Annotated in this window: 17 protein-coding genes; 11 read left to right on the forward strand and 6 right to left on the reverse strand. The window is 73.4% G+C overall.

Features of this window, described 5'->3' with window-relative positions; all coding sequences use genetic code 11:
- Window positions 1-220: 220 nt before the first annotated feature.
- A complete protein-coding gene (locus AC07DO_RS28430; protein WP_479063547.1) occupies window positions 221-790 on the reverse strand; it encodes a helix-turn-helix domain-containing protein in 570 nt (189 codons plus the stop codon).
- A gap of 95 nt (window positions 791-885) precedes the next feature.
- On the opposite strand from AC07DO_RS28430, the gene AC07DO_RS28435 reads away from it, so the two are divergent.
- Both AC07DO_RS28435 and AC07DO_RS28440 read left to right on the forward strand, forming a co-directional pair.
- Window positions 886-1650: an AzlC family ABC transporter permease gene (locus AC07DO_RS28435; RefSeq protein WP_479063548.1), complete on the forward strand. Its 765-nt coding sequence runs from the start codon at window positions 886-888 to the stop codon at window positions 1648-1650.
- On the forward strand, window positions 1647-1961 hold the full coding sequence (locus tag AC07DO_RS28440) for an AzlD domain-containing protein (RefSeq protein WP_306334994.1): 315 nt from the start codon (window positions 1647-1649) through the stop codon (window positions 1959-1961). Before AC07DO_RS28435 ends, AC07DO_RS28440 begins: the two co-directional genes overlap by 4 nt.
- Window positions 1962-1974: 13 nt before the next feature.
- On the opposite strand, the gene AC07DO_RS28445 is transcribed toward AC07DO_RS28440, so the two are convergent.
- Window positions 1975-3747 (reverse strand): AMP-dependent synthetase/ligase, encoded by a 1773-nt coding sequence (locus tag AC07DO_RS28445; protein WP_479063549.1) that lies wholly within the window; start codon window positions 3745-3747, stop codon window positions 1975-1977.
- Between the two features lie 129 nt (window positions 3748-3876).
- Between AC07DO_RS28445 and AC07DO_RS28450 the strand changes: the two genes are divergently transcribed.
- Window positions 3877-4980, forward strand: coding sequence for an AraC family transcriptional regulator (locus AC07DO_RS28450; protein ID WP_479063550.1), 1104 nt, complete (start codon window positions 3877-3879; stop codon window positions 4978-4980).
- On the opposite strand, the gene AC07DO_RS28455 is transcribed toward AC07DO_RS28450, so the two are convergent.
- Together AC07DO_RS28455 and AC07DO_RS28460 are read right to left on the reverse strand one after the other, a co-directional pair.
- Window positions 4896-8492: a tetratricopeptide repeat protein gene (locus AC07DO_RS28455; protein WP_479063551.1), complete on the reverse strand. Its 3597-nt coding sequence runs from the start codon at window positions 8490-8492 to the stop codon at window positions 4896-4898. The genes AC07DO_RS28450 and AC07DO_RS28455 overlap by 85 nt on opposite strands.
- Window positions 8493-8584: 92 nt before the next feature.
- On the reverse strand, window positions 8585-9082 hold the full coding sequence (locus tag AC07DO_RS28460) for a hypothetical protein (protein WP_479063552.1): 498 nt from the start codon (window positions 9080-9082) through the stop codon (window positions 8585-8587).
- 188 nt (window positions 9083-9270) lie between these two features.
- Here AC07DO_RS28460 and AC07DO_RS28465 point away from each other — a divergent pair, with 188 nt between their 5' ends.
- From AC07DO_RS28465 to AC07DO_RS28480, 4 genes are all read left to right on the forward strand, one after another.
- Window positions 9271-10476 carry a lipase family protein gene (locus AC07DO_RS28465; protein WP_479063553.1) on the forward strand — a complete coding sequence of 402 codons (1206 nt, stop codon included), beginning with the start codon at window positions 9271-9273 and terminating at the stop codon, window positions 10474-10476.
- A gap of 75 nt (window positions 10477-10551) precedes the next feature.
- Window positions 10552-10749, forward strand: coding sequence for a hypothetical protein (locus AC07DO_RS28470; RefSeq protein ID WP_479063554.1), 198 nt, complete (start codon window positions 10552-10554; stop codon window positions 10747-10749).
- Window positions 10746-11855: a molybdopterin-dependent oxidoreductase gene (locus AC07DO_RS28475; protein ID WP_479063555.1), complete on the forward strand. Its 1110-nt coding sequence runs from the start codon at window positions 10746-10748 to the stop codon at window positions 11853-11855. The genes AC07DO_RS28470 and AC07DO_RS28475 overlap by 4 nt, the downstream gene beginning before the upstream one ends.
- A gap of 9 nt (window positions 11856-11864) precedes the next feature.
- Window positions 11865-12776: an aminoglycoside phosphotransferase family protein gene (locus tag AC07DO_RS28480; RefSeq protein WP_479063656.1), complete on the forward strand. Its 912-nt coding sequence runs from the start codon at window positions 11865-11867 to the stop codon at window positions 12774-12776.
- Between the two features lie 52 nt (window positions 12777-12828).
- Here AC07DO_RS28480 and AC07DO_RS28485 read toward each other — a convergent pair whose 3' ends face one another.
- A complete protein-coding gene (locus AC07DO_RS28485) occupies window positions 12829-13719 on the reverse strand; it encodes a ScbA/BarX family gamma-butyrolactone biosynthesis protein (protein WP_479063556.1) in 891 nt (296 codons plus the stop codon).
- Between the two features lie 166 nt (window positions 13720-13885).
- Here AC07DO_RS28485 and AC07DO_RS28490 point away from each other — a divergent pair, with 166 nt between their 5' ends.
- The 4 genes from AC07DO_RS28490 to glpX all read left to right on the forward strand — a co-directional run bounded on the left by AC07DO_RS28490 (window position 13886) and on the right by glpX (window position 17395).
- Window positions 13886-14515, forward strand: a complete 630-nt coding sequence (locus tag AC07DO_RS28490; protein WP_479063557.1) for a ScbR family autoregulator-binding transcription factor — start codon at window positions 13886-13888, stop codon at window positions 14513-14515.
- A 77-nt stretch (window positions 14516-14592) separates the two neighbouring features.
- Entirely contained in the window at window positions 14593-15291 is a 699-nt protein-coding gene (locus tag AC07DO_RS28495; protein WP_479063558.1) for an HAD family hydrolase, read from the forward strand.
- A 76-nt stretch (window positions 15292-15367) separates the two neighbouring features.
- On the forward strand, window positions 15368-16156 hold the full coding sequence (locus tag AC07DO_RS28500; protein ID WP_479063559.1) for an SDR family NAD(P)-dependent oxidoreductase: 789 nt from the start codon (window positions 15368-15370) through the stop codon (window positions 16154-16156).
- A gap of 201 nt (window positions 16157-16357) precedes the next feature.
- Window positions 16358-17395: a class II fructose-bisphosphatase gene (glpX, locus tag AC07DO_RS28505; RefSeq protein WP_479063657.1), complete on the forward strand. Its 1038-nt coding sequence runs from the start codon at window positions 16358-16360 to the stop codon at window positions 17393-17395.
- 31 nt (window positions 17396-17426) lie between these two features.
- Here the strand turns inward: glpX and AC07DO_RS28510 are convergent, their stop codons facing one another.
- The gene (locus AC07DO_RS28510; protein ID WP_479063560.1) at window positions 17427-18623 is read right to left on the reverse strand and encodes an IS701 family transposase; all 1197 of its coding nucleotides are present in this window, start codon (window positions 18621-18623) and stop codon (window positions 17427-17429) included.
- Window positions 18624-18761 lie beyond the last annotated feature (138 nt).

The raw sequence follows: 18761 nt of genomic DNA on the forward strand, positions 1-18761 counted from the left end.
GTGGTTGCTCCGGTGACCAGATCCGGAGATTGATTAGTAGTACCCAAGGAGCCCCGCTCCCCTGCGCGAGCAGAGGAGACGGGGCTCCTGCCTTTTCTGGCCCCTGGGCCCTGGGTATCGACCTCCGCTCGTGGGGGCCGGGCGGTCGCCCCGGTGCGGGCCGGACGGGGCTGGGCGCGCAGTTCCCCGCGCCCCTGGAGTGCGCCCCTTCGGGGCAGCTCTACACGTGTTGCATGATCATGACGAACGTCGTGTTCGGGGCCAGGGCCTCGTAGGAGTGGGGGACGTCTCCGCGGTACGACATGTAGTCGCCGGGGGACAGTTCCACCGCTTCGCCCCGTGGGCCCGCCAGGAGGCGGCCCGTGCTGATGACCAGGTGTTCCACCGAACCCGGGATGTGCGCGTCGGACTCGCGGGGCGCGCCCGGCTCCAGTGCGCCGTGGTAGATGTCGCGCCGTACGCCCGTCGGGCCCGCGGAGAGCAGCGTGCCCGCGTACGAGGAGTTCTCCGCGTGCATGGTCGGGCCCTCGCCCGCGCGGATCACCGTCACCGCGGGCGTCGGCGACTCCACGAGCACGCTGAACGGCACGCCGAGCGCGACGGCCAGCGCCCAGAGCGTCTCGATGCCGGGGTTGCCCGTGGCCGCCTCCAGCTGGGACAGCGTGGACTTCGCGATGCCCGCGCGCTTGGCCAGCTCGGAGAGGGAGAGCCCGGCCCTGGTGCGCTCGCGGCGCAGCGCCGCGGCCACCCACTCGCGCGGCATGCGGGACCCGTCGGACCCGTCGGTCATGACTGCTTCTCCTAGCCCTCTTCCCCGTCCGTTCGGTACAGGGGGCCGATCGTTCGGCTTGACGAACGCGATCCTCTCCGCCCATCCTACGACGCATGCGTTCGCCACACCGAACAGACGACCCGTCCTGCCGAACGGGCGAGGGGGCCACCGGCCTCGTCCGCTTCTCCGACCTCCCGCCCGGCGTCCTGCGCGACATCGCGCTCGTCTGGCTCGCCGACGCCGTCGTCGGCATCTCCTTCGGCGCCATCGCCGTCGGAGGCGGCCTTCCCGTGTGGGTGCCGGTCCTCATGTCGCTGCTCGTGTACGCGGGCTCCGCCCAGTTCAGCGCGGTCGGCGTCCTCACCGCGGGCGGCGGCCCCGTGGCGGCCGCGGCGACCGGGCTGCTGCTCAACTCCCGTACGGCCGCGTTCAGCCTCGCCCTCGCCGACGACCTCGGCCGGTCCTGGACCGCGCGGCTGATCGGCGCGCACCTCGTCACCGACGAGACCGCCGCGTTCGTCCTCGCCCAGGAGGGACGCAGGCAGCGCAAGGCGGCCTTCTGGATATCCGGCGTCGGCCTGTTCGCCGCGTGGAACCTCTCCGTGCTCGCGGGCGCCCTCGCCGGGTCCGCGCTCGGCGACACCGACCGGTTCGGGCTCGACGCCGCGTTCCCCGCGGTGCTGCTCGCGCTGGTGCTGCCCGCCCTGCGCGGCGACAGCGCGGCACGGCGGGCCTCGGCGGCCGGCGCGGTCGTCGCGGTGCTCGCCGCGCCGCTGCTGCCCGCCGGGGTCCCCGTACTCCTCGCCCTGCTCGGTCTGCTCGCGGCACGCCGCGGACCCCGCCGCCCCCGCCCCGCCTCTTCGAGGAGCGCCTCATGAACGCCACGCTCGCCTGCGTCCTCGCCCTGGCCGCGGGAACGTACGTCTTCCGGCTCGCCGGGCCCGTCCTGCACGGACGCGTCGAACTCCCCGCCCGGGTCCAGGAGATGCTGACCGTGGGCGCCACCGTGCTGCTCGTCGCGCTGCTCGCCACCGGCGCGCTCACCGAGGGGCAGGGCTTCGCGGGGTGGGCGAGGCCCGCCGGGGTACTGGCCGGCGGGGTGCTCGCGTGGCGCAGGGCGCCGTTCGCCGTGGTCGTGGTGGGCGCGGCGGCGACGACGGCGCTGCTGCGGCTGGCGGGGGTGCGGTAGCCGGGCGCTCTCCCTAGGGGGCTCGGTTGGTCGGTCCCCGCTCGTACAACTCCTCCACCACCTCCGCGTACCGCTCCGTCACCGCCTTCCTGCGCACCTTCAGGCTCGGGGTGAGCAGGCCGCCCTCCACCGTGAAGTCCTCGTCGAGGACGGTGAAGTCGCGGATGCGGGCGGGCCGCGACGCCGTGGCGTTGGCGGCGTCCACGGCCTCCTGGACCAGGGCGCGCACGCGTGGGTCGCGGGAGGCGGGGACGGCCGGTGTCACGCCCTCGCGCTCCGCCCACCCCGCGACCTCCTCCGCGTCCAGCGTGACGAGCGCGACCGGGTAGGGCCGGTGATCGCCGATCATCACGGCGCGGGAGACGAACCGTGAGGCCTGAATGGCGAGTTCGGTCAGGGAGGGAGTGAGGTTCTTGCCGCCGGAGGTGATGATGAGGTCCTTCTTGCGGCCCGTGATCGTGAGGAACCCGTCGTCGTCGAGCGCGCCCAGGTCGCCCGTGTGCAGCCACCCTCCGGCGTCGAGGACGTCACGGGTGGCGTCGGGGTTGTTGTGGTAGCCGGAGAAGACCATGGCGCCGCGGGCCAGGACCTCCCCGTCATCGGCGATGCGCAGCTCGACGCCGTCGACGGGCCGGCCCACCGTCCCGTACCGCACCGCCCCCGGGTGGTTGAGGGTGAGGACGCCCGCCGACTCCGTCATCCCGTACCCCTCGTAGACCGCGATGCCGCAGGCCCGCAGGAAGTCGACGGTGTCCGGCGCGATGGGCGCGCCGCCCGTCAGCGCCCACCGGACCCGGCCGCCGAGCGCCTGCCTGACCAGGCTGTAGAGGGCCTCGTCGGCCGCTTCGTACGCGTCCCGCAGCTCGTCGGGCAGCGCTCCTTCGGCGGCGAGGACCCCGATGCGGACGGCCTCCTCGAACCGCTCACGCCCGCCCTCCCGCGCCTCGGCCAGCGACAGCACCACGGACCGCACCTTCTCGAACAGCCGCGGCACGGACGGCAGATGCGTGGGCCGTGCCTCGGCGAGCTCGGCGACGACGTCCTCGATGCGCCCGCCGAAGTAGGTGAGCGTGCCGCCCGCGATGAGCGTCGTGAACTCGATGAGCTGGGCCAGGAGATGGGCCAGCGGCAGATAGAGGTACGTGGACTCGCCGGGGCCGCCGTCCACGAGCGGGAGGGTCGCGGCCTGCACGGCCAGCAGGTTGCCGTGCGTGAGCAGACAGCCCTTGGGCGGTCCCGTGGTACCTGACGTATAGATGACGGTGGCCAGGTCCGTGCCGCGGCACGCGGATGCCCGCTCCAAGAGCTCTTCCAGCGAGCCGAGTTCGTTCGGCGGCTCCGTCATGAGGAGCACGTGCCGCAGACCGGGAACGCGGTCCCGCAGCCGTCCGACCCTCGCCGCCCGGTCCGCGTCCTCGCAGATCACGACCTCCGCGCCGGAGTCCGACAGGACCCACGCGACCTCGTCGTCACCGGCCGTCGGATAGACCGGCACCACGACGGCACCCGCCGCGAGGACACCGAAATGCGTGCAGGTCCACTCGGGCCTCGTCTCGGCGAGGACCCCGACGCGGGCGCCCGGAAGGACCCCGAGCGCGAGCAGCGCCCGGCCCACCCGGCGTGCGGCGTCGCGGAGTTCCTCGTACGTCGTCCCGGCCCACTCCCCGTCGCGCCGGAAGCGCAGGGCGGGCAGATCGGTGTGGCGCTCCGCCGCCCACTCCGCGAGGAGCGCCAGGGTGCCGGGCAGTTCGGACGGCTGCACGGGGTCCTTCCGCGTCTGCTGCATGCGTACGACGCTAAGGAGCCCGCCCGGCCGCGGGGATGACGCGAAACGTCAGCACCACTGGCCGGGGCGCTCAGCCGTTCTCGCCAACGCGGTGTTCTGGGCCGGACCTCCCGGCGCTAACGTCGTGACATGGCCAGGCGGACGATCACCGTGCACCATGTACGGGCCGTGCTGCGCGGCGCCGAGCGGCACGGTGTGGACACGGTGCCGCTGCTGCGGGAAGCGCAGATTCCGCCGCTCCTCCTCGGGGACGACCGGGCGCGGGTCACGGCGCCCCAGTTCACCCGGCTCTTCCGGGAGCTGTACCGCGCGACGCAGGACGAGTTCCTGGGCCTCGGCTCCGCCGTCAGCAGGCCGGGAACGTTCGCGATGATGTGCCGGGCCGCGCTGGGCTGCCGTGATCTCGGCGCGGCCGTCGAGCGGGGCGTGACGTTCTACGGCCTGTTTCCCGGCGGGCCCGATCTCGTCCTCGAACGGCGCGGGCGCGAGGCCGTGTTCGGTGTGCGCAGCGACCTCGAACAGGACTACTTCCTCGCCGAGTGCCTCGTCATCATCTGGCACCGGTTGTGCAGTTGGCTCATCGGGCGCCGCATCCCGCTGCGCTGGGCCGAGTTCGGGCACCCGCCGCCCCCGCACAAGGACGAGTACGAGCTGCTCTTCGGGTGCCCCGTGCGGTTCGGCGCCGAGCGGACCGGCGCGGGCTTCGACCCGCACTGGCTCGACGCGCCGCTCGTCAGGGACGAGGACGCGCTCGACGAGATGCTGCGCCTTGCCCCCTTCGAACTCCTCAGCCGCCGCGAGTACGGCACGACGGTCGCCGAGCAGGTGCGCCGCGTCCTCGCCGGGGCCCTGCGCTCCACGCCGCGGCTCCCCTCCCTCGGCGAGATCGCGGCGCGGCTCGCGGTGAGCCCGGCGACGCTGCGCCGCAGGCTCGCCCAGGAGTCCACGTCGTACCAGCAGTTGAAGGACGCGGTGCGGTGCGACGCGGCGATCGCGGGTCTGGCGGAGGGCCACGAGCCGATCGCGGAGCTCGCGGCCCGGCTCGGCTTCTCCGAGGACACCGCGTTCCACCGGGCGTTCCGCCGCTGGACGGGCACGACACCCGGCGCGTACCGCACGGAGACGGAACGCCCGCCCGGCGCCCCTCCCTACGACTCCTCGTCGCCCGGTGGCGGACCGTCCGGCGGCGGGGGCGCGTCCGACGGGGTCTCCGCGGAGGTTTCGCGCGGCTGAGACCTCGCGGCGTCGGGCCGCGCTCCGTTGACCGCCGCGCCGTTACCGGACACCGTCGTCTCGCCCTCCTGCTTGCCGAGCCGCCTGCTGGTGCGGCCGAGGGCGATCAGGACGGTGATGAGCGAGGTGGACGTGCCCTCGATGCGGCGGGTGCAGCGGACGGCCTCCTCGTACGCGGCGTGGGCCTGCGGCAGCATGTCCTGCGCGTCGTAGACGTCACCCATGTCCTTGAGCACGGACGCGTACCAGCCGGGATCGGACGCACCGTCGATCAGGGCGAGCACCGCCTGGCAGGCGGCGACCGCGTCGGCGTAGGCCCGCTCGACACCCAGGCGGCCGAGCTCCTCGTAGGTGAGGGCCATGTTGTGCAGGACGGCCGCCCGCCGCTCGGTGTCCCCGATCTTCGGGACCTCCGCGGCGAGCTGTTCGAGGACGTCCCGCGCCTCGGTCCGCTCGCCCGTCGCGACCAGCGTGTTGGCGAGTGCCGTCATCGTCGTGGCGAGGTCGCTCGGGTTGTCGGCCTGCTGCTTGTACGAGACGGCCTGCCGGAAGTACTCGACGGCCTCCTTGAGGTCGTGGGCGTCGCGGTAGGTGTCGGCGATGTCGTGCAGGATGATGCCGTAGACGCCCGGCGACTCCTCGGGGTCGGTCAGGCCGCGCGCCTCGTAGAAGCAGGCGAGGGCCTGGTCCAGGCGGGCGGGCCGGGACTGGCTGGTCTCTTCCGGCATGGCGGTTCTCCGTTCGGGGTCGGATGGTGGAGTCCTGCTTCCGTCGCGCAGTTCCCGTCCGCGGTTGATCAGTGTGTGGGTCAGGTTGGCTGCGGCTCCCGCCGTCTGGGCGTGGTCGGGCCCGAAGGCGTCGCGCAGGTCGTCCAGTTGCTGCCGGTGGGCGAGGGCGGCGCCCGCGATGTCGCCCGCCTCCTCCCAGCAGTCGGCGAGGCTGCGCAGGACGGCGAACAGCTCGATGTGACACGTCCCGAGCACTCGCTCCACGTCGACCAGGAGGCGCTCCAGGGCCACGAGTGCTTCGGTGACGCGGCCCGACATGCGCAGCCAGTAGGCGTGTTCGGTGCGGTTGACCAGCGTGTCGGTGTGGTCGGGGCCGAGCACCCGCTCCCGGTCGGCGAGGAGTTCCTCGTACGCGGTGACGGCACCGGCCGCGTCGCCCGCCCGCCCCCGGTACTCCGCGAGGTTGTGCCGGGCCCAGAACAGTTCGACGTCCTCGCGGCCGAGGGGCTCCTCGCGGTCGACGACGAGCTGCTCGAGGGCGTTGATCGCACCGGCCGTGTCGCCCGCCTCGCCCCACCACAGAGCGAGGGTGCCCCTGACGCCCAGCGTCTCGGGCGCCTCGTCCCCCAGTTCGCGCTGGAAGTCGCAGAGGACCTGCTCCAGCGCCACGAGGGCCCCGTGCACGTCCCCGGCGAGTGCCCGCGCATGGGCGAGGGAGCGCCGGGCCCGCAGCGAGTCGGCGTCGTCGGGCCCGCAGACGCGCTCGGTGTCGCCGACCAGCTGCCGGAGCTCTTCGACCGCCACGAGCGGGTGGCCCGACACGGCCCGTAGCTTGGCGGCTTCGAGCCTGGCCCCGAGGGTGTCCCTGTGGTCGGGCCCGAGGCGCTGCGCGGCCTGTTCCGCCAGGGTCTCGTACTGCTCCACGGCGTGTGTGTAGTGGCCGGCCTCCGCGACGCTGCTCACCGCCCGGAAGATCACGTCGTGCCCCTCGGGCGCCCACAGCGCCCCGTCCGCCACGCGCCGCAGCGCGTCGGTGTTCGCCCGCAGCGCCCGGCTCAGCGCGGCGTCCTTCTCGACCTCGGGCCAGGCCTCGACCAGCGCGTCGGCGGCGGCCGACGCGGCCTCGTCGACGCGGTCGCGGGAGAGGGTCTCGCGGATGCTGCGCTGGACCAGTTGGTGGACGCGTACGGCCTGATGGGGGACCCCGGGGGTGTAGTCGATGAGGTGCATGCGGTGCAGGGCTCGGAGTGCGTCGACGGCGTCGAAGGCCTCGACGGTGTCCTCCGTGCCGGCGGACTCGTCGGGCCCGGCGCGGTGCCGGGCCAGGTAGCGGCACGCGGCCTCTCCGGTGAGCACGGACGCGGGGATGCCGCTGGGGTCGAGCAGGGCGATGAGGACGAGCAGGGGGCTCGCGAGGCCCCGCGGCCGCATTCGGTCGGCGCGGTCGACGGAGAGCGACCAGGTCGCGGCGAGGGTGACGGTCTGCGCGTCGGGCAGCGAGCCGGGCTCGGGGAGGAGGCGGGCCAGGTCACGGGTGCGGCCCGCGAGGAGGGCGCGGTAGCGGGCGCAGTCGAGACCGGTCTCCAGGAGGTACGCGGCGGCCTGCGACAGCGCGAGCGGCAGGTCTCCGAGGTCCTCGGCGAGCCGCGCGATGCAGTCGAGCGGCAGGCCCCCGAGATTCTCGGCAAGCCGCGCGACGCGATCGGACGGCAGACCCGCGAGATCCTCGACGAGCCGCGCGACGCGATCGGACGGCAGACCCGCGAGATCCTCGGCAAGCCGCGCGACGCGATCGGACGCCAGATCCCCGAGATCCTCGGCAAGCCGCGCGATGCAGTCGGACGGCAGACCCGCGAGATCCTCGGCAAGCCGCGCGACGCGATCGGACGGCAGGCCCGCGAGATCCTCGGCAAGCCGCGCGACGCGATCGGACGGCAGGCCCGCGAGATCCTCGGCAAGCCGCGCGACGCGATCGGACGGCAGGCCCCCGAGAACCTCGGCAAGCCGCCCGACGCGATCCGACGGCAGGCCCCCGAGAACCTCGGCAAGCCGCCCGACGCGATCCGACGGCAGGCCCCCGAGAACCTCGGCAAGCCGCGCGACGCGATCCGACGGCAGATCCCCGAGAACCTCGACGAGCCGCGCGACGCGATCGGGCGGCAGGTCCGCGAGGTCCTCGGCGAGCCGCGCGAGGCGGTCGGGCGGCAGGTCCGCGGACGGTGGCGGGCCGGCGTCGCTGTCCCCGCGCTCCCCCGCGAGCACCTGCGTGAGGTACGCGACCGACTCCGCCCTGTCGAACAGGCCGACGTCGATGCAGCGGTGTCCGTGCCCGGTCAGGACGGCGTCGCGGCGCCGCGTGGTGACGAGCGTCCGGCCGTGCGGGCCCGCCGGCGGCCACAGGGCGATGCGGGGCGTGACGGGGTCGGCGAGCAGGTCGACCGGGTCCGCGAGGTCGTCGAGGACCACCATCCAGCCGGGGCCCTGTTCCCCGTCGCCGCCGGGCGGGCGCGGCTCCAGCCAGGCGAGGAAGCGGGCGGCGGCCTGCTCCGAGTCGGCGAGGGTGATGCCGAGGACGTCCTCCGCCGCCTGCGCGTACGCCGCGACGACCGCCTCGCGCTTGACCGCGGTGACCCACAGGAGCAGGTCGACCTCGCCGCTGCGCAGCAGGTCGCGGGCGTAGCGTGCGGCCAGCTGGGTCTTGCCGACGCCTCCGGTGCCGGAGAGGACCTGGCCGAGCACGGCGGTGCCGCCGTCGGCCATCTCCCGCGCGAGGCGTCTGCCCACGCCGCGGTCCTGGAAGCAGTGCGCCTCCTGGGGCAGCACTCCGACGATGTGCGGGCTGTGCCGTGTGAACGGCCTGGTACCCGCCGGTCCGCTCAGCCCTCGGCCGGATCCGGCGGGGAAGGGCGGTCCAGCCACAGATCCCCGTGCATCTCTCCGATGTTGACCGGGCTGCCGTGGTTCACGACGGAGCCGAGGACGGCCTGGCCGCCCGGCCCGGACGCCGTCAGGTGCCCGACGGTGGGCCCTTGGGTCACGAGGGCGGCGCGCAGCTCCTTCACGAGCTCCCGCAGTCCGTCGCCGAGCGCCCGGCGCACGCCGTCGTCCAGATCGTCGAGGACGATCTCGAAGCGGGTGCGCCAGGAGATCCGCTCGTCGCCGCGCAGCCGCCGCCCCGGATCGCCCTCCACCGCCTTGAGCCGGGCGTCCGTCCGGTCCAGGCGGGCCAGCTCGGCCTGCTCGCGGGCCGGGTCGCCGCGGCCGAACCACCGGGCCACCGGTCCCCGCACGTCCCGCCACGCCTCCGTCCCCGCGGCCTGCACGACGGCGGCCGAGCCCTCCGCCGCCAGTGCCGTCATGGCGTCATCGAGCATGCGCCACACCCCCATCGCTCCGAGCCCCGCGGCTCCCCCTCTGGGAACGTAGCGCCGAGACGGCGGCCTGGATACCTGCGAACCGAGGTCAACGAAGGTGAGCGTCCCGGTCATCCCGGCGATTACCCGCCTGTCTCTACGGTCGTTGACAGAACACCCCTGCCCCTGAGGAAAGTTGGGAGAGCCGCATGCACGCACGTACCAGCGCCAGAGCGTGGGCCGTGGTGGCCGCGCTCGGCCTGTCGGCCATCACCCCGCTCACCGCGGCACAGGCCGCCGCGCCCACCGGCACCCCCGCGACCGCCGCCGCCCCCACCGGCACCCCCGCGACCGCCGACTCCCCCGGCGACATCGTGTCCTCCGAGCCCAGCAGCTTCCACCCGATCCCCGGCCAGCCCACCCACACCAAGGCCTGGAAGATCCACTACCGCTCGACCACGGCCAAGGGCGAGCCGAACACCGTCTCGGGGACGGTCATCGTGCCCGAGGACGGCAGGAAGGGCCCCCGCCCCCTGATCACGTACGCCGTCGGTACCGTCGGCCTCGGCGACCACTGCGCCCCCAGCGCGGGCTTCCCCAAGGGCACCACCGTGGAGGGCAACCTCATCCAGCAGCTCACCCTGCGCGGCTGGGCGGTGGCCGTCACCGACTACGAAGGCCTCGGCACGCCGGGCGACCACACGTACACCGTGGGCCGCGCCGAGGGCCAGGCCGTGCTGGACGCGGCCCGCGCCGCGATCCGCCTGCCCGAGGCGGGTCTCGGCAAGGACACGCCGGTCGGCATCATGGGCTACTCGCAGGGCGGCCAGGCCTCGTCCTGGGCGGCCGAACTGCACGGCTCGTACGCTCCCGAGCTCGACGTCAAGGGCACGGCGACCGGTGGCGTACCCGGTGACCTGCTGGAGGTCGCGAAGTTCAACGACGGCCTGTACGGCTCGGGCCTCATCTTCATGGCGGCGATCGGCCAGAACGCGGCCTTCCCCGAGCTGAAGCTCGGCTCCTACCTCAACCCCGAGGGCAAGAAGCTCATCGGCGCCCTGCGCAACTCCTGCGTCGCGGACGGCTCGGTGCTCGGCTCGTTCAAGACGATCGCGTCCATGACGACGAAGAACCCCCTGGAGCAGCCCGACTGGAAGCAGCGCCTGACCGAGTCCCGGGTCGGCGCGGCCAGGCCGGACGCGCCCGTGTACCAGTACCACGCGCTCGCCGACGAGCTCATCCCGTACGCCGTGGGCAAGAAGGTCCGCAAGGACTGGTGTGCGCAGGGGGCGAACGTCGAGTGGCACACGGTGCCGGCCGGTGGCCACGTCAGCGGCGTGATCACGCAGTCGCCGTTCGCGGCGCAGTGGCTGGCGGAGCGGTTCGCGGGGAAGGAGGCGCGCGGCAACTGCTGAGGTCCGCCCCACCCGGGGGCCGGAGCGGAAAAAGAAGTGGGACCGCGCGATGAAGTCCCCCTAGGATCTTGAGGTTTGCACGACTTCGAGAACCCGGGGGGAATTCTCGTCATGCTCATCGCGCCCACGGCCCTGTCCCTGGCCATGCTGGCCCTGTTCGTCCTGGCGATGAAGGCGTCCGACACGGCGCCGCACCGCGGCGGGGCGGAGCCCGGCGCCGAACCCGATGGCCCCGGCAGCCCCGGAGGCGCCGGAAAGGGAGCCGCCCGATGACCGCACCCACCTCGCCGCGCACACCGTCCGACGCAGCGGGCCGCACGTCCGCACCCGCACCCGCGTCCGCCTCCGCCCCCATCACCACGTCCACGCCTCCGCTGACGCCACCACCGGGGGATCCCTCGCACGGGGACCCGGCCCCCGGCCCCGACTTCATCACTCCGGTGGACAACGTCTTCGTCCGCACCCATCTCGGCGGCTTCCCCGACATCGACCCCGCGGCCTGGACCCTGACGGTCGAGGGCCTGGTGGAGCGCCCACTGCGCCTGGACCTCGCGACGCTCCTCGCCGTGCCGTCCGATCGGCTCACCGCCGTCCACGAGTGCTTCGGCAGCCCGTTCCGGCCCGACACGCCCACGCGGGCGGTGACGAACATCGAGTGGACGGGCCTGCCCCTGGCCGCACTCCTGGACCGGGCGGGCCCGCTGCCCGCCGCCCGGCACGTGCTCTTCGAGGGCGCGGACACCGGCTCCTTCCAGGGCGAGGACGGACTCTCGTACGTGAAGGACCTCCCCCTGGAGACCGCCCGGCGTGACGTGTTCCTCGCCCACGGCATGAACGGCGAGCCGCTGCGCGTCCGGCACGGGTATCCGCTGCGGGCCGTGGTCCCGCGCATGTTCGGCACGAACTCGGTGAAATGGCTGACCCGGATCGTCCTGACGGACGAACGCCCGGAGCACGTGTTCACGACGACCCTCTACACGCGGACGCTCCCGGGGGACGACGTCCCGCAGCCGGTGCGCGCGCTGGACGTCAACAGCAAGATCCTCTCGCCCGACGCCGACGCCGAACTCCCTTACACGGGCTGGGTGTTCCGGGGGCGTACGTGGAGCACGACGGAGGTCGTCCGCGTCGACCTCTCCTTCGACGGCGACCCGTGGGAGCGGGCCACCCTCGACGCCCCCGGCGCCGACCCGGCCTGGCAGGGCTTCTCCCTGCGCCGCACGCTCGCCCCCGGCCCGCACACGGTCCGCTCGCGCGCGACGGACGCGGCGGGCCGCGTCCAGCCGCCGCCGGGCGCACGGAACTCCGTGCACGAGGTTCGGTTCACGGTGGGTGCTCCCGCGAGCCGGTCGTCCCACGAGTACGCCGCCCGCCGGTGAGGAGCAGCCATCAAGGCCCCCGAGACCGAGATCACCGAACCCGTACTGCGCACCCTCCTCAAGGAGCAGTACCCGGATCTGGCGACCCTGGAGATCCGCCGGGCGGCCAGAGGATGGGACAACGAACTCTGGCGCCTGGGCGACGACTTGGCGCTGCGCATGCCCCGCACGGAACGCGCCCCCGGCCTCCTGCGCAAGGAGTACCGCTGGCTGCCGGCCATGGCGCCGGGCCTCCCCCTTCCCGTACCGACGCCCTTGCGCCTGGGCGTGCCGTCCGCCCGCTTCCCGGAACCGTGGACCGTGGCGGCCTGGGTGCCCGGCACACCGGCCGACCGCACGCCGGTCAGCCGGGGCGCCCAGGCGGCGGACGCCCTCGCGGAATTCCTGCGGACGCTGCACGCGCCCGCCCCCGCGCAGGCGCCGCCGCACCAGGGGCGCGGCGGCCCCCTGCGCCCGCTCGCGCGCGACTTCCCCGGCCGGCTCGCCGACCTGTCACCCGAGGACATCGGCGTCGGCGCGGACGGCGCGGACGCCCTCCTCGCCCTCTGGGAGGACGCCGTCGCGGCGCCCGCGTGGCAGGGGCCGCCCAGCTGGCTGCACTGCGACCTGCACCCCGCGAACGTGGTGGTCGCCGACGGCGCCCTCACCGGCGTGCTGGACTTCGGAGAGCTCTGCGCGGGCGACCCCGCGACGGACCTCGGGGCGGCGTGGCTGATCCTGCCGACGGGGGCCGCACCCCGCTTCTTCGAGGCGTACGGACGCGCCGACGAGGCGATGGTCCGCCGCGCCAAGGGCTGGGCGGCCCTCCAGTCCCTGGCCCTGATCGACATCGGCCGCAACGGCGAACGGGGCCTGCCCGGTGGCAAGGTGACGTGGGGTCATGCGGGACGGGCGACCCTTCAGAGGCTGCTCGCCCGGTAGTTCGGCCGTGGTACCGGGCCCGGCGGCCCTCCGTTCCGCCGGGCCCGGTGGTTCACGGCGCCGGGTGCGCCAGGGTCACGCGGCAGGAGAAGGCCTCGCTGTCCTCCTGCAGGGCTGTGACCGAGACGCTCAGGTGGCCTTCCGGATACGCGGCGGGCTCGACGTGGGCGGTGATCAGGCACGGTGCGTCGAACTCGACGTAGCGGAAGAACGCCGACTCGAAGCGGATCGGGAAGACGTCACCGGCGCGCGGGCCCTGGACGGCGTGGGCCGCCTGCCGGGCGGCTTCGAGCAGCAGCATGCCCGGCGCGTGGTCGACGGGGTGGTCGAACAGGATGGGGTGCGTCCGGTCGACGCGCAACTGCCACTGGTGCGGCACCGGGGCGGGTGAGAGCACGACGTCGTCGGCGTGGTCCCTGCCCACCAGGGCGGGCGGTACCGCGGGGCCGAGCGGGTCCCGGGGCGTGTCGGCGGGCGGCGTGCAGCGGTCGCCGCGGAGTCTGCGGTAGATCGCCGGGGCGTGGCTGCTGAACCGGGTGTGCGCGGTACCGAGGTGGCGGCCGTCGCGCAGGATCTCGATGTCCATCGTGAGCGCGGCGAGCCGGCCGCCGCGCCGGGCGATGTCGCCGCAGCTGATGCGGAGTTCGACGTCCATCGGGCCCGCGTCGAGGACCATCGCGTCGGGCGCGACCTCGAAGGTGAAGTGCTGCCAGATGAGGTGGTGGCCGAGCGGCACGTCGTAGAGGGCGTGCGAGATGAGCGGGATGCTCTGCCGCAGCGTCTCGGCGAGCAGCATCGGGTCGTGCCGTCCGGTGACGGGCGCGTAGAAGGCATGACCGCGCGGCCACCGGGCGGTGACCGTCACCCGGTCGTCGCCCGCGGGCGCCCAGCCGGTGAGCAGTACTTCGTCGCGGACGCGCTTGTGGACGTACTCCTGCGGCACGTGACGCAGTTCAGCGGTTGGCGCGTTCTGTGCATACGAAACGAGAGTCATGGGTCCCCCCCAGGGATGTGTGATGCCCGATCGAAGTGCGCGGGCTCTGGTCACCCAGAACCATGACGCGTAAAGTAACGTGCGTTCTTTTTGTTTGTCGAGAGAGGCCGTCCGGATGCCGGAACCGAAGCAGGAGCGGGCCCAGAAGACGCGCGAGGAAATCCTTCGCGCCGCCGCTGAGGTCTTCGACGAGCGCGGGTACAGCGGTGCCGGCATGCGGGAGATCATGAACCGCGCCGGTGTGACGCTCGGAGCCGTCTACTTCCACTTCCCCAACAAGGAGGCGCTGGCCCTGGCGGTGATGCGCGCCCAGCCGGCCAGCATCGTCCCCGCCCTGAAGTCACAGGGGCTGCAACGCCTGGTGGACATCACGTTCGTGTGGGCGCACAAGCTCCAGACGGACCCGATGCTGCGCGCGGGCGTCCGGCTCACCAGCGAGCAGACCGGCTTCGGACTCGACGACGCCACGCCCTACCGGGAGTGGGCCCGGATCATGGAGGAGTGCCTCGCCGACGGCCGCACGGCGGGCGACGTCCGCACGGACGTCGACGTCCGCACGCTGGCCGAGTTCATCGTGTCCGCGTGTACGGGCCTCCAGGCGTACTCCCTCCTGGCGAGCGGCCGCGAGGACCTGCCCGAGCGGACCCGGGCCATGTGGCGGCTGCTCATGCCCGCCATCGCCACGGGCAACGCCGCCGACAGCATCGACGTGAGCGAGTCGCGGGAGGCCGCGGTCAACGCCTGACGGCGCTCCTCCGATCACGGTCACCGATCACCGATCACCACCTCGTTCTCCGACCGACCAGCAGCCAAGGACGTTCCATGCACCAGCACTTCGACCGACTGCGTCTCGTCGCGCTCAACATCGACGGCGTTCTGCTCAACGACACGTTCAGCCCCGTCATCGGCAACTTCATCACCAGCCGCGGGGGCGTGTACGACGCCGCGACCGAGCGGCGCATCCTGTCCCAGCCGCGCCGCGTCGCCGGGGGCGAGATGGCCCGCGCGGCCGGCCTCGACATCACGGGCGACGCCGCCCTGGAGCTCTACTTCGCCGAGCGCGACCGCTACGTCGCCGAGCATCCGGTGCGGCCGAACCCGGGCGCCGCGGAGCTGATCGGGCGGATACGCGGCCTGGGCCTCCAGGTGGTCTGCTACGGCGGCCTGAGCAAGCCCCACTTCGACACCCACCTGGGCCCGTGGGCGCACCTCTTCGACGGCCCCGGCTACGTCTGCACCGACTCGTTCCGGCCCGGCATCAAGGAGATCGCCGAGGACGTGTTCTCGCTGGGTCTCGACGAGGTGCTGTTCGTGGACGACGTCGCCCGGGTCGCCGAGGCGGCGAAGGGGCTTGGCGTGCCGTTCGTCGGCCATCCCTGCAGTTTCCAGCGCACGTTCATGGAGGAGCTGTCGGTGCGGCACATCGTCGACTCGCTGGACGCGATCGACGAGGACCTCCTGCGCACCCTCGACGCGGAGGCCGCGTCCGGTGCTGTCTGGCCCGCCACGACGCCGAGTTGAGGAACGCCGAAGGGCCTTCGGATCAAGGACCCGGCACCACCACACGCAGCATCACACCAAGGGGGACGGCACGACGATGAACGGCACCACGACGCACGGCGAGCACGGCATGCTGGCCGGCAAGACGATCATGATCACCGGCGCTTCGAGCGGCATCGGCGCGGCGGCGGCACGGCTCTTCGCCGCCGAGGGCGCCGCCGTGGTCCTCACGGCACGCCGTGAGCAGCTGGTGGAGAAGATCGCCGCGGAGATAGCGGAGACCGGCGGGCAGGCCCTCGCGGTCGCCGGGGACGTGACGGTCCCGGCGGACGTCAGGCGTGTGGTCGACGCGGCGGTGGAGACGTACGGCCGGCTGGACGGCGGTTTCAACAACGCGGGGTGGGCCACCGCGGGTACGCCGCTGCACGAGACCGACGACGCCGTCTTCGACCAGGTGATCGACGTCAACGTACGCGGTGTCTGGAACTGCATGAAGGCGCAGATCAGCGCGATGCTGGCGGACGGCAAGGGAGGCGCCGTCGTCAACACGTCCAGCGCGGCGGGCGTGGTCGCGACGGGGGCCACGGCGTCGTACATCGCGGCGAAGCACGCCGTGCTCGGTCTGACGAAGGCGGGCGGCGACGAGTACGGGCGGCGCGGGATCCGGGTGAATGCCCTGGTGGTGGGGAGCACCCGCACGGAGCTCATGGACCAGGTGCTCGCGGACACGCCGTCCCTGGAGGAGAGCTTCGTCTCCCGCTCCATGCAGAAGCGCATGGCCGACCCGGTGGAGGTGGCGCAGGCCGCCGCGTGGCTGCTCAGCGACCGATCGTCGTTCGTCACGGGTGGCTCCGTGCCGGTCGACGGCGGGTGGACGGCGGCCTGAGGCACGGAGGTCGTACACGCTGGCCGGGGTGCGGGAGGGGGTGCCCCGGCCGACGCGTGCCGGTGGGGGGCGACGGGACCTTGGGGAGTTGCCAAAGGCGTGGGGGGTTCGGGGGCCGGGGCGGGCGCCGGGGCGGGCGGGAGACGTAACGTCCGGACGGAAGCTGCCCGTTCACGGAATCGGAAGGTCTCACCGGTGCCTCTGCTCACCTCCCCCGTCCCGACGTCCTCCCCGCTCGCGGTAGCCGCGGAGGCCCCCGACCGCAACCTCGCCCTGGAGCTCGTCCGGGTCACCGAGGCCGCCGCCATGGCCGCGGGACGCTGGGTCGGCCGCGGCGACAAGAACGGCGCCGACGGCGCCGCCGTGCGCGCCATGCGGACCCTCGTCCACACCGTCTCGATGAACGGCGTCGTCGTCATCGGCGAGGGCGAGAAGGACGAGGCCCCGATGCTCTTCAACGGGGAGCGCATCGGCGACGGCACCGGCGCCGAGGTCGACATCGCCGTCGACCCCATCGACGGCACCACCCTGACCGCCAAGGGCATGCCCAACGCCATCGCCGTGCTCGCCGCCGCCGACCGCGGCGCCATGTTCGACCCGTCCGCCGTCTTCTACATGGACAAGCTCGTCACCGGCCCCGAGGCCGCGGACTACGTCGACATCGACGCGCCCGTCTCGGTCAACGTCCGCCGCGTCGCCAAGGCCAAGAGCCTGGCCCCCGAGGACGTCACCGTCGTCGTCCTGGACCGGCCCCGGCACCGGGGAGTGATCGACGAGGTCCGTGCGACGGGTGCCCGCATCAAGCTCATCTCCGACGGCGACGTCGCGGGTTCCGTGCTCGCCGTCCAGGAGGACAGCGGCGTCGACCTGCTGCTCGGCGTCGGCGGCACCCCCGAGGGCATCATCTCGGCCTGCGCCATCAAGTGCCTGGGCGGCACCATCCAGGGCAGGTTGCGGCCGAGGGACGACGCGGAGCGCGGGCGCGCCCTGGACGCCGGTCACGACCTCGACCGCGTCCTCGCCACGGACGACCTGGTCAAGGGCGACAACGTCTTCTTCGTCGCCACCGGCATCACCGACGGCGAGCTGCTGCGCGGCGTGCGCTACGGCGCGGCGAGCGCGAGCACGGAGTCGCTGGTGATGCGCTCCCGCTCCCGTACGATCCGCCGCATCGACTCCACGCACCGGCTCACGAAGCTGCGTGCGTACAGCGCGATCGACTTCGACCGGGCGAGCTGACACGGCGTCACCAGGCTTACCCGGTAAGTCCTCAGGCGATGTGCCGCCGCGGCCACTGTTCCACCGGCTCCTCCGCGACGAGCCGCCGGTACGCGTACGCGGCGGACGCCAGCGTCATGTGGTGGTGCCAGCCGGGGAACGAGCGGCCCTCGAAGTCGCGCAGGCCGTAGTTCTCCGTGAGGTCCGTGAGGGCGGCGGCCGTGCCGGAGTGCGCCCGCACCAGCGGCAGCAGATCGTGCAGCCGCGGGTTGACCAGGCTGGTCAGCCAGATGCGCCCCACACCGTGCGACCCGGGGCGGCGCCGCGCGAAGACCCGGTAGACACCCGGCGAGACGCCGCGCCGCCCGGGCAGTCGCACCAGGGCGGAGACCAGCCGGTCCGCCCGCGGCGCGCCGTGCCGGAAGTCGACCGCGGCCGACACCGCCCCCTTCGGCGACAGGAGTTGGAGGAGACGGCCCGCGGTGAGGATGCCGTCGGGGGCGCCCGGCGCGAGCACCCGCTGCCCCTCCGGCACGACCCGCAGGCCGTGCGGCACGGCGATCACACAGTGGCGCCCGCGCGCGGTCAGCTCCGTGGCCAGGTGCGTCCCCGACGTCGGGTGGTGGCTCGTGTCGGCGACCACCGGGACCGGTTCGCGGCCGGAGTGCGGGGTGAGCGAGTCGACGAGGTGCAGGACGTGCTCCGTGGGCGAGCAGTGCCGCACGGTGCCGGGGATGCGCGTGCGCGCCCGCAGCTCCTCGTCCTCGTCCCACTCCTTGGGGAGCCGCAGCCGCCAGTCCACGGGAATGTGCTCGGTGTCCGAGGACAGGAAGAGCCCTATCCCCATCTGGCAGTTGACGGTGCGGCCCGTGGCCCGCTCGAACCGCTGGTGCACGCCGCAGGAGTGGCTGCCCCGCTTGGGCAGCACCGCCACGCCGACGGTCCAGGCGCGGACCCGGGTACGGCGCTCGGCCAGCCGCAGCAGCTCGTACCGGGCCGGATTCCACTCCCAGGGGCTGGCGTTGGCGAACTGGTGCAGGGACTGGGCGGCCGTCGGTCCCGCGTGCAGCTGCGCCGCGAGGCGCCTGACCGACTTCCTGCCGGGCGTGGTGAGCAGCCCCAGCACGTAGGCCGCGGCCCAGCGCCGCTGGTCCGCGCGGCGCAGATGACCGAAGACGGTCTCCGCGTACGAGGTGATCGACCCGTCCGCGATCAGCTCGGGCAGCCGGTGGTCCTGGAGCTCTGTCATGGCATTCCCTCCCCGTGATGGCGCCTGACTTCCTCAAGAATAGAGAACGTTCGTTTTCTTTTGAAGCCCCGGGGTGCGGATGGGATTGCAGGCGGCCGCTACTTGGCCAAGTCCGGCCGGCGCGGATCGGCACGAGGG

This window comes from Streptomyces sp. NPDC045678 (assembly GCF_056432085.1).

What these genes read in the sequence shown, in the direction of transcription:
- AC07DO_RS28430 (WP_479063547.1), bottom strand. Translation starts at nt 790, where the DNA reads ATGACCGACGGGTCCGACGGGTCCCGCATGCCGCGCGAGTGGGTGGCC.
- AC07DO_RS28435 (WP_479063548.1), top strand. Translation starts at nt 886, where the DNA reads ATGCGTTCGCCACACCGAACAGACGACCCGTCCTGCCGAACGGGCGAG.
- AC07DO_RS28440 (WP_306334994.1), top strand. Translation starts at nt 1,647, where the DNA reads ATGAACGCCACGCTCGCCTGCGTCCTCGCCCTGGCCGCGGGAACGTAC.
- AC07DO_RS28445 (WP_479063549.1), bottom strand. Translation starts at nt 3,747, where the DNA reads ATGCAGCAGACGCGGAAGGACCCCGTGCAGCCGTCCGAACTGCCCGGC.
- AC07DO_RS28450 (WP_479063550.1), top strand. Translation starts at nt 3,877, where the DNA reads ATGGCCAGGCGGACGATCACCGTGCACCATGTACGGGCCGTGCTGCGC.
- AC07DO_RS28460 (WP_479063552.1), bottom strand. Translation starts at nt 9,082, where the DNA reads ATGCTCGATGACGCCATGACGGCACTGGCGGCGGAGGGCTCGGCCGCC.
- AC07DO_RS28465 (WP_479063553.1), top strand. Translation starts at nt 9,271, where the DNA reads ATGCACGCACGTACCAGCGCCAGAGCGTGGGCCGTGGTGGCCGCGCTC.
- AC07DO_RS28475 (WP_479063555.1), top strand. Translation starts at nt 10,746, where the DNA reads ATGACCGCACCCACCTCGCCGCGCACACCGTCCGACGCAGCGGGCCGC.
- AC07DO_RS28490 (WP_479063557.1), top strand. Translation starts at nt 13,886, where the DNA reads ATGCCGGAACCGAAGCAGGAGCGGGCCCAGAAGACGCGCGAGGAAATC.
- AC07DO_RS28495 (WP_479063558.1), top strand. Translation starts at nt 14,593, where the DNA reads ATGCACCAGCACTTCGACCGACTGCGTCTCGTCGCGCTCAACATCGAC.
- AC07DO_RS28500 (WP_479063559.1), top strand. Translation starts at nt 15,368, where the DNA reads ATGAACGGCACCACGACGCACGGCGAGCACGGCATGCTGGCCGGCAAG.
- AC07DO_RS28510 (WP_479063560.1), bottom strand. Translation starts at nt 18,623, where the DNA reads ATGACAGAGCTCCAGGACCACCGGCTGCCCGAGCTGATCGCGGACGGG.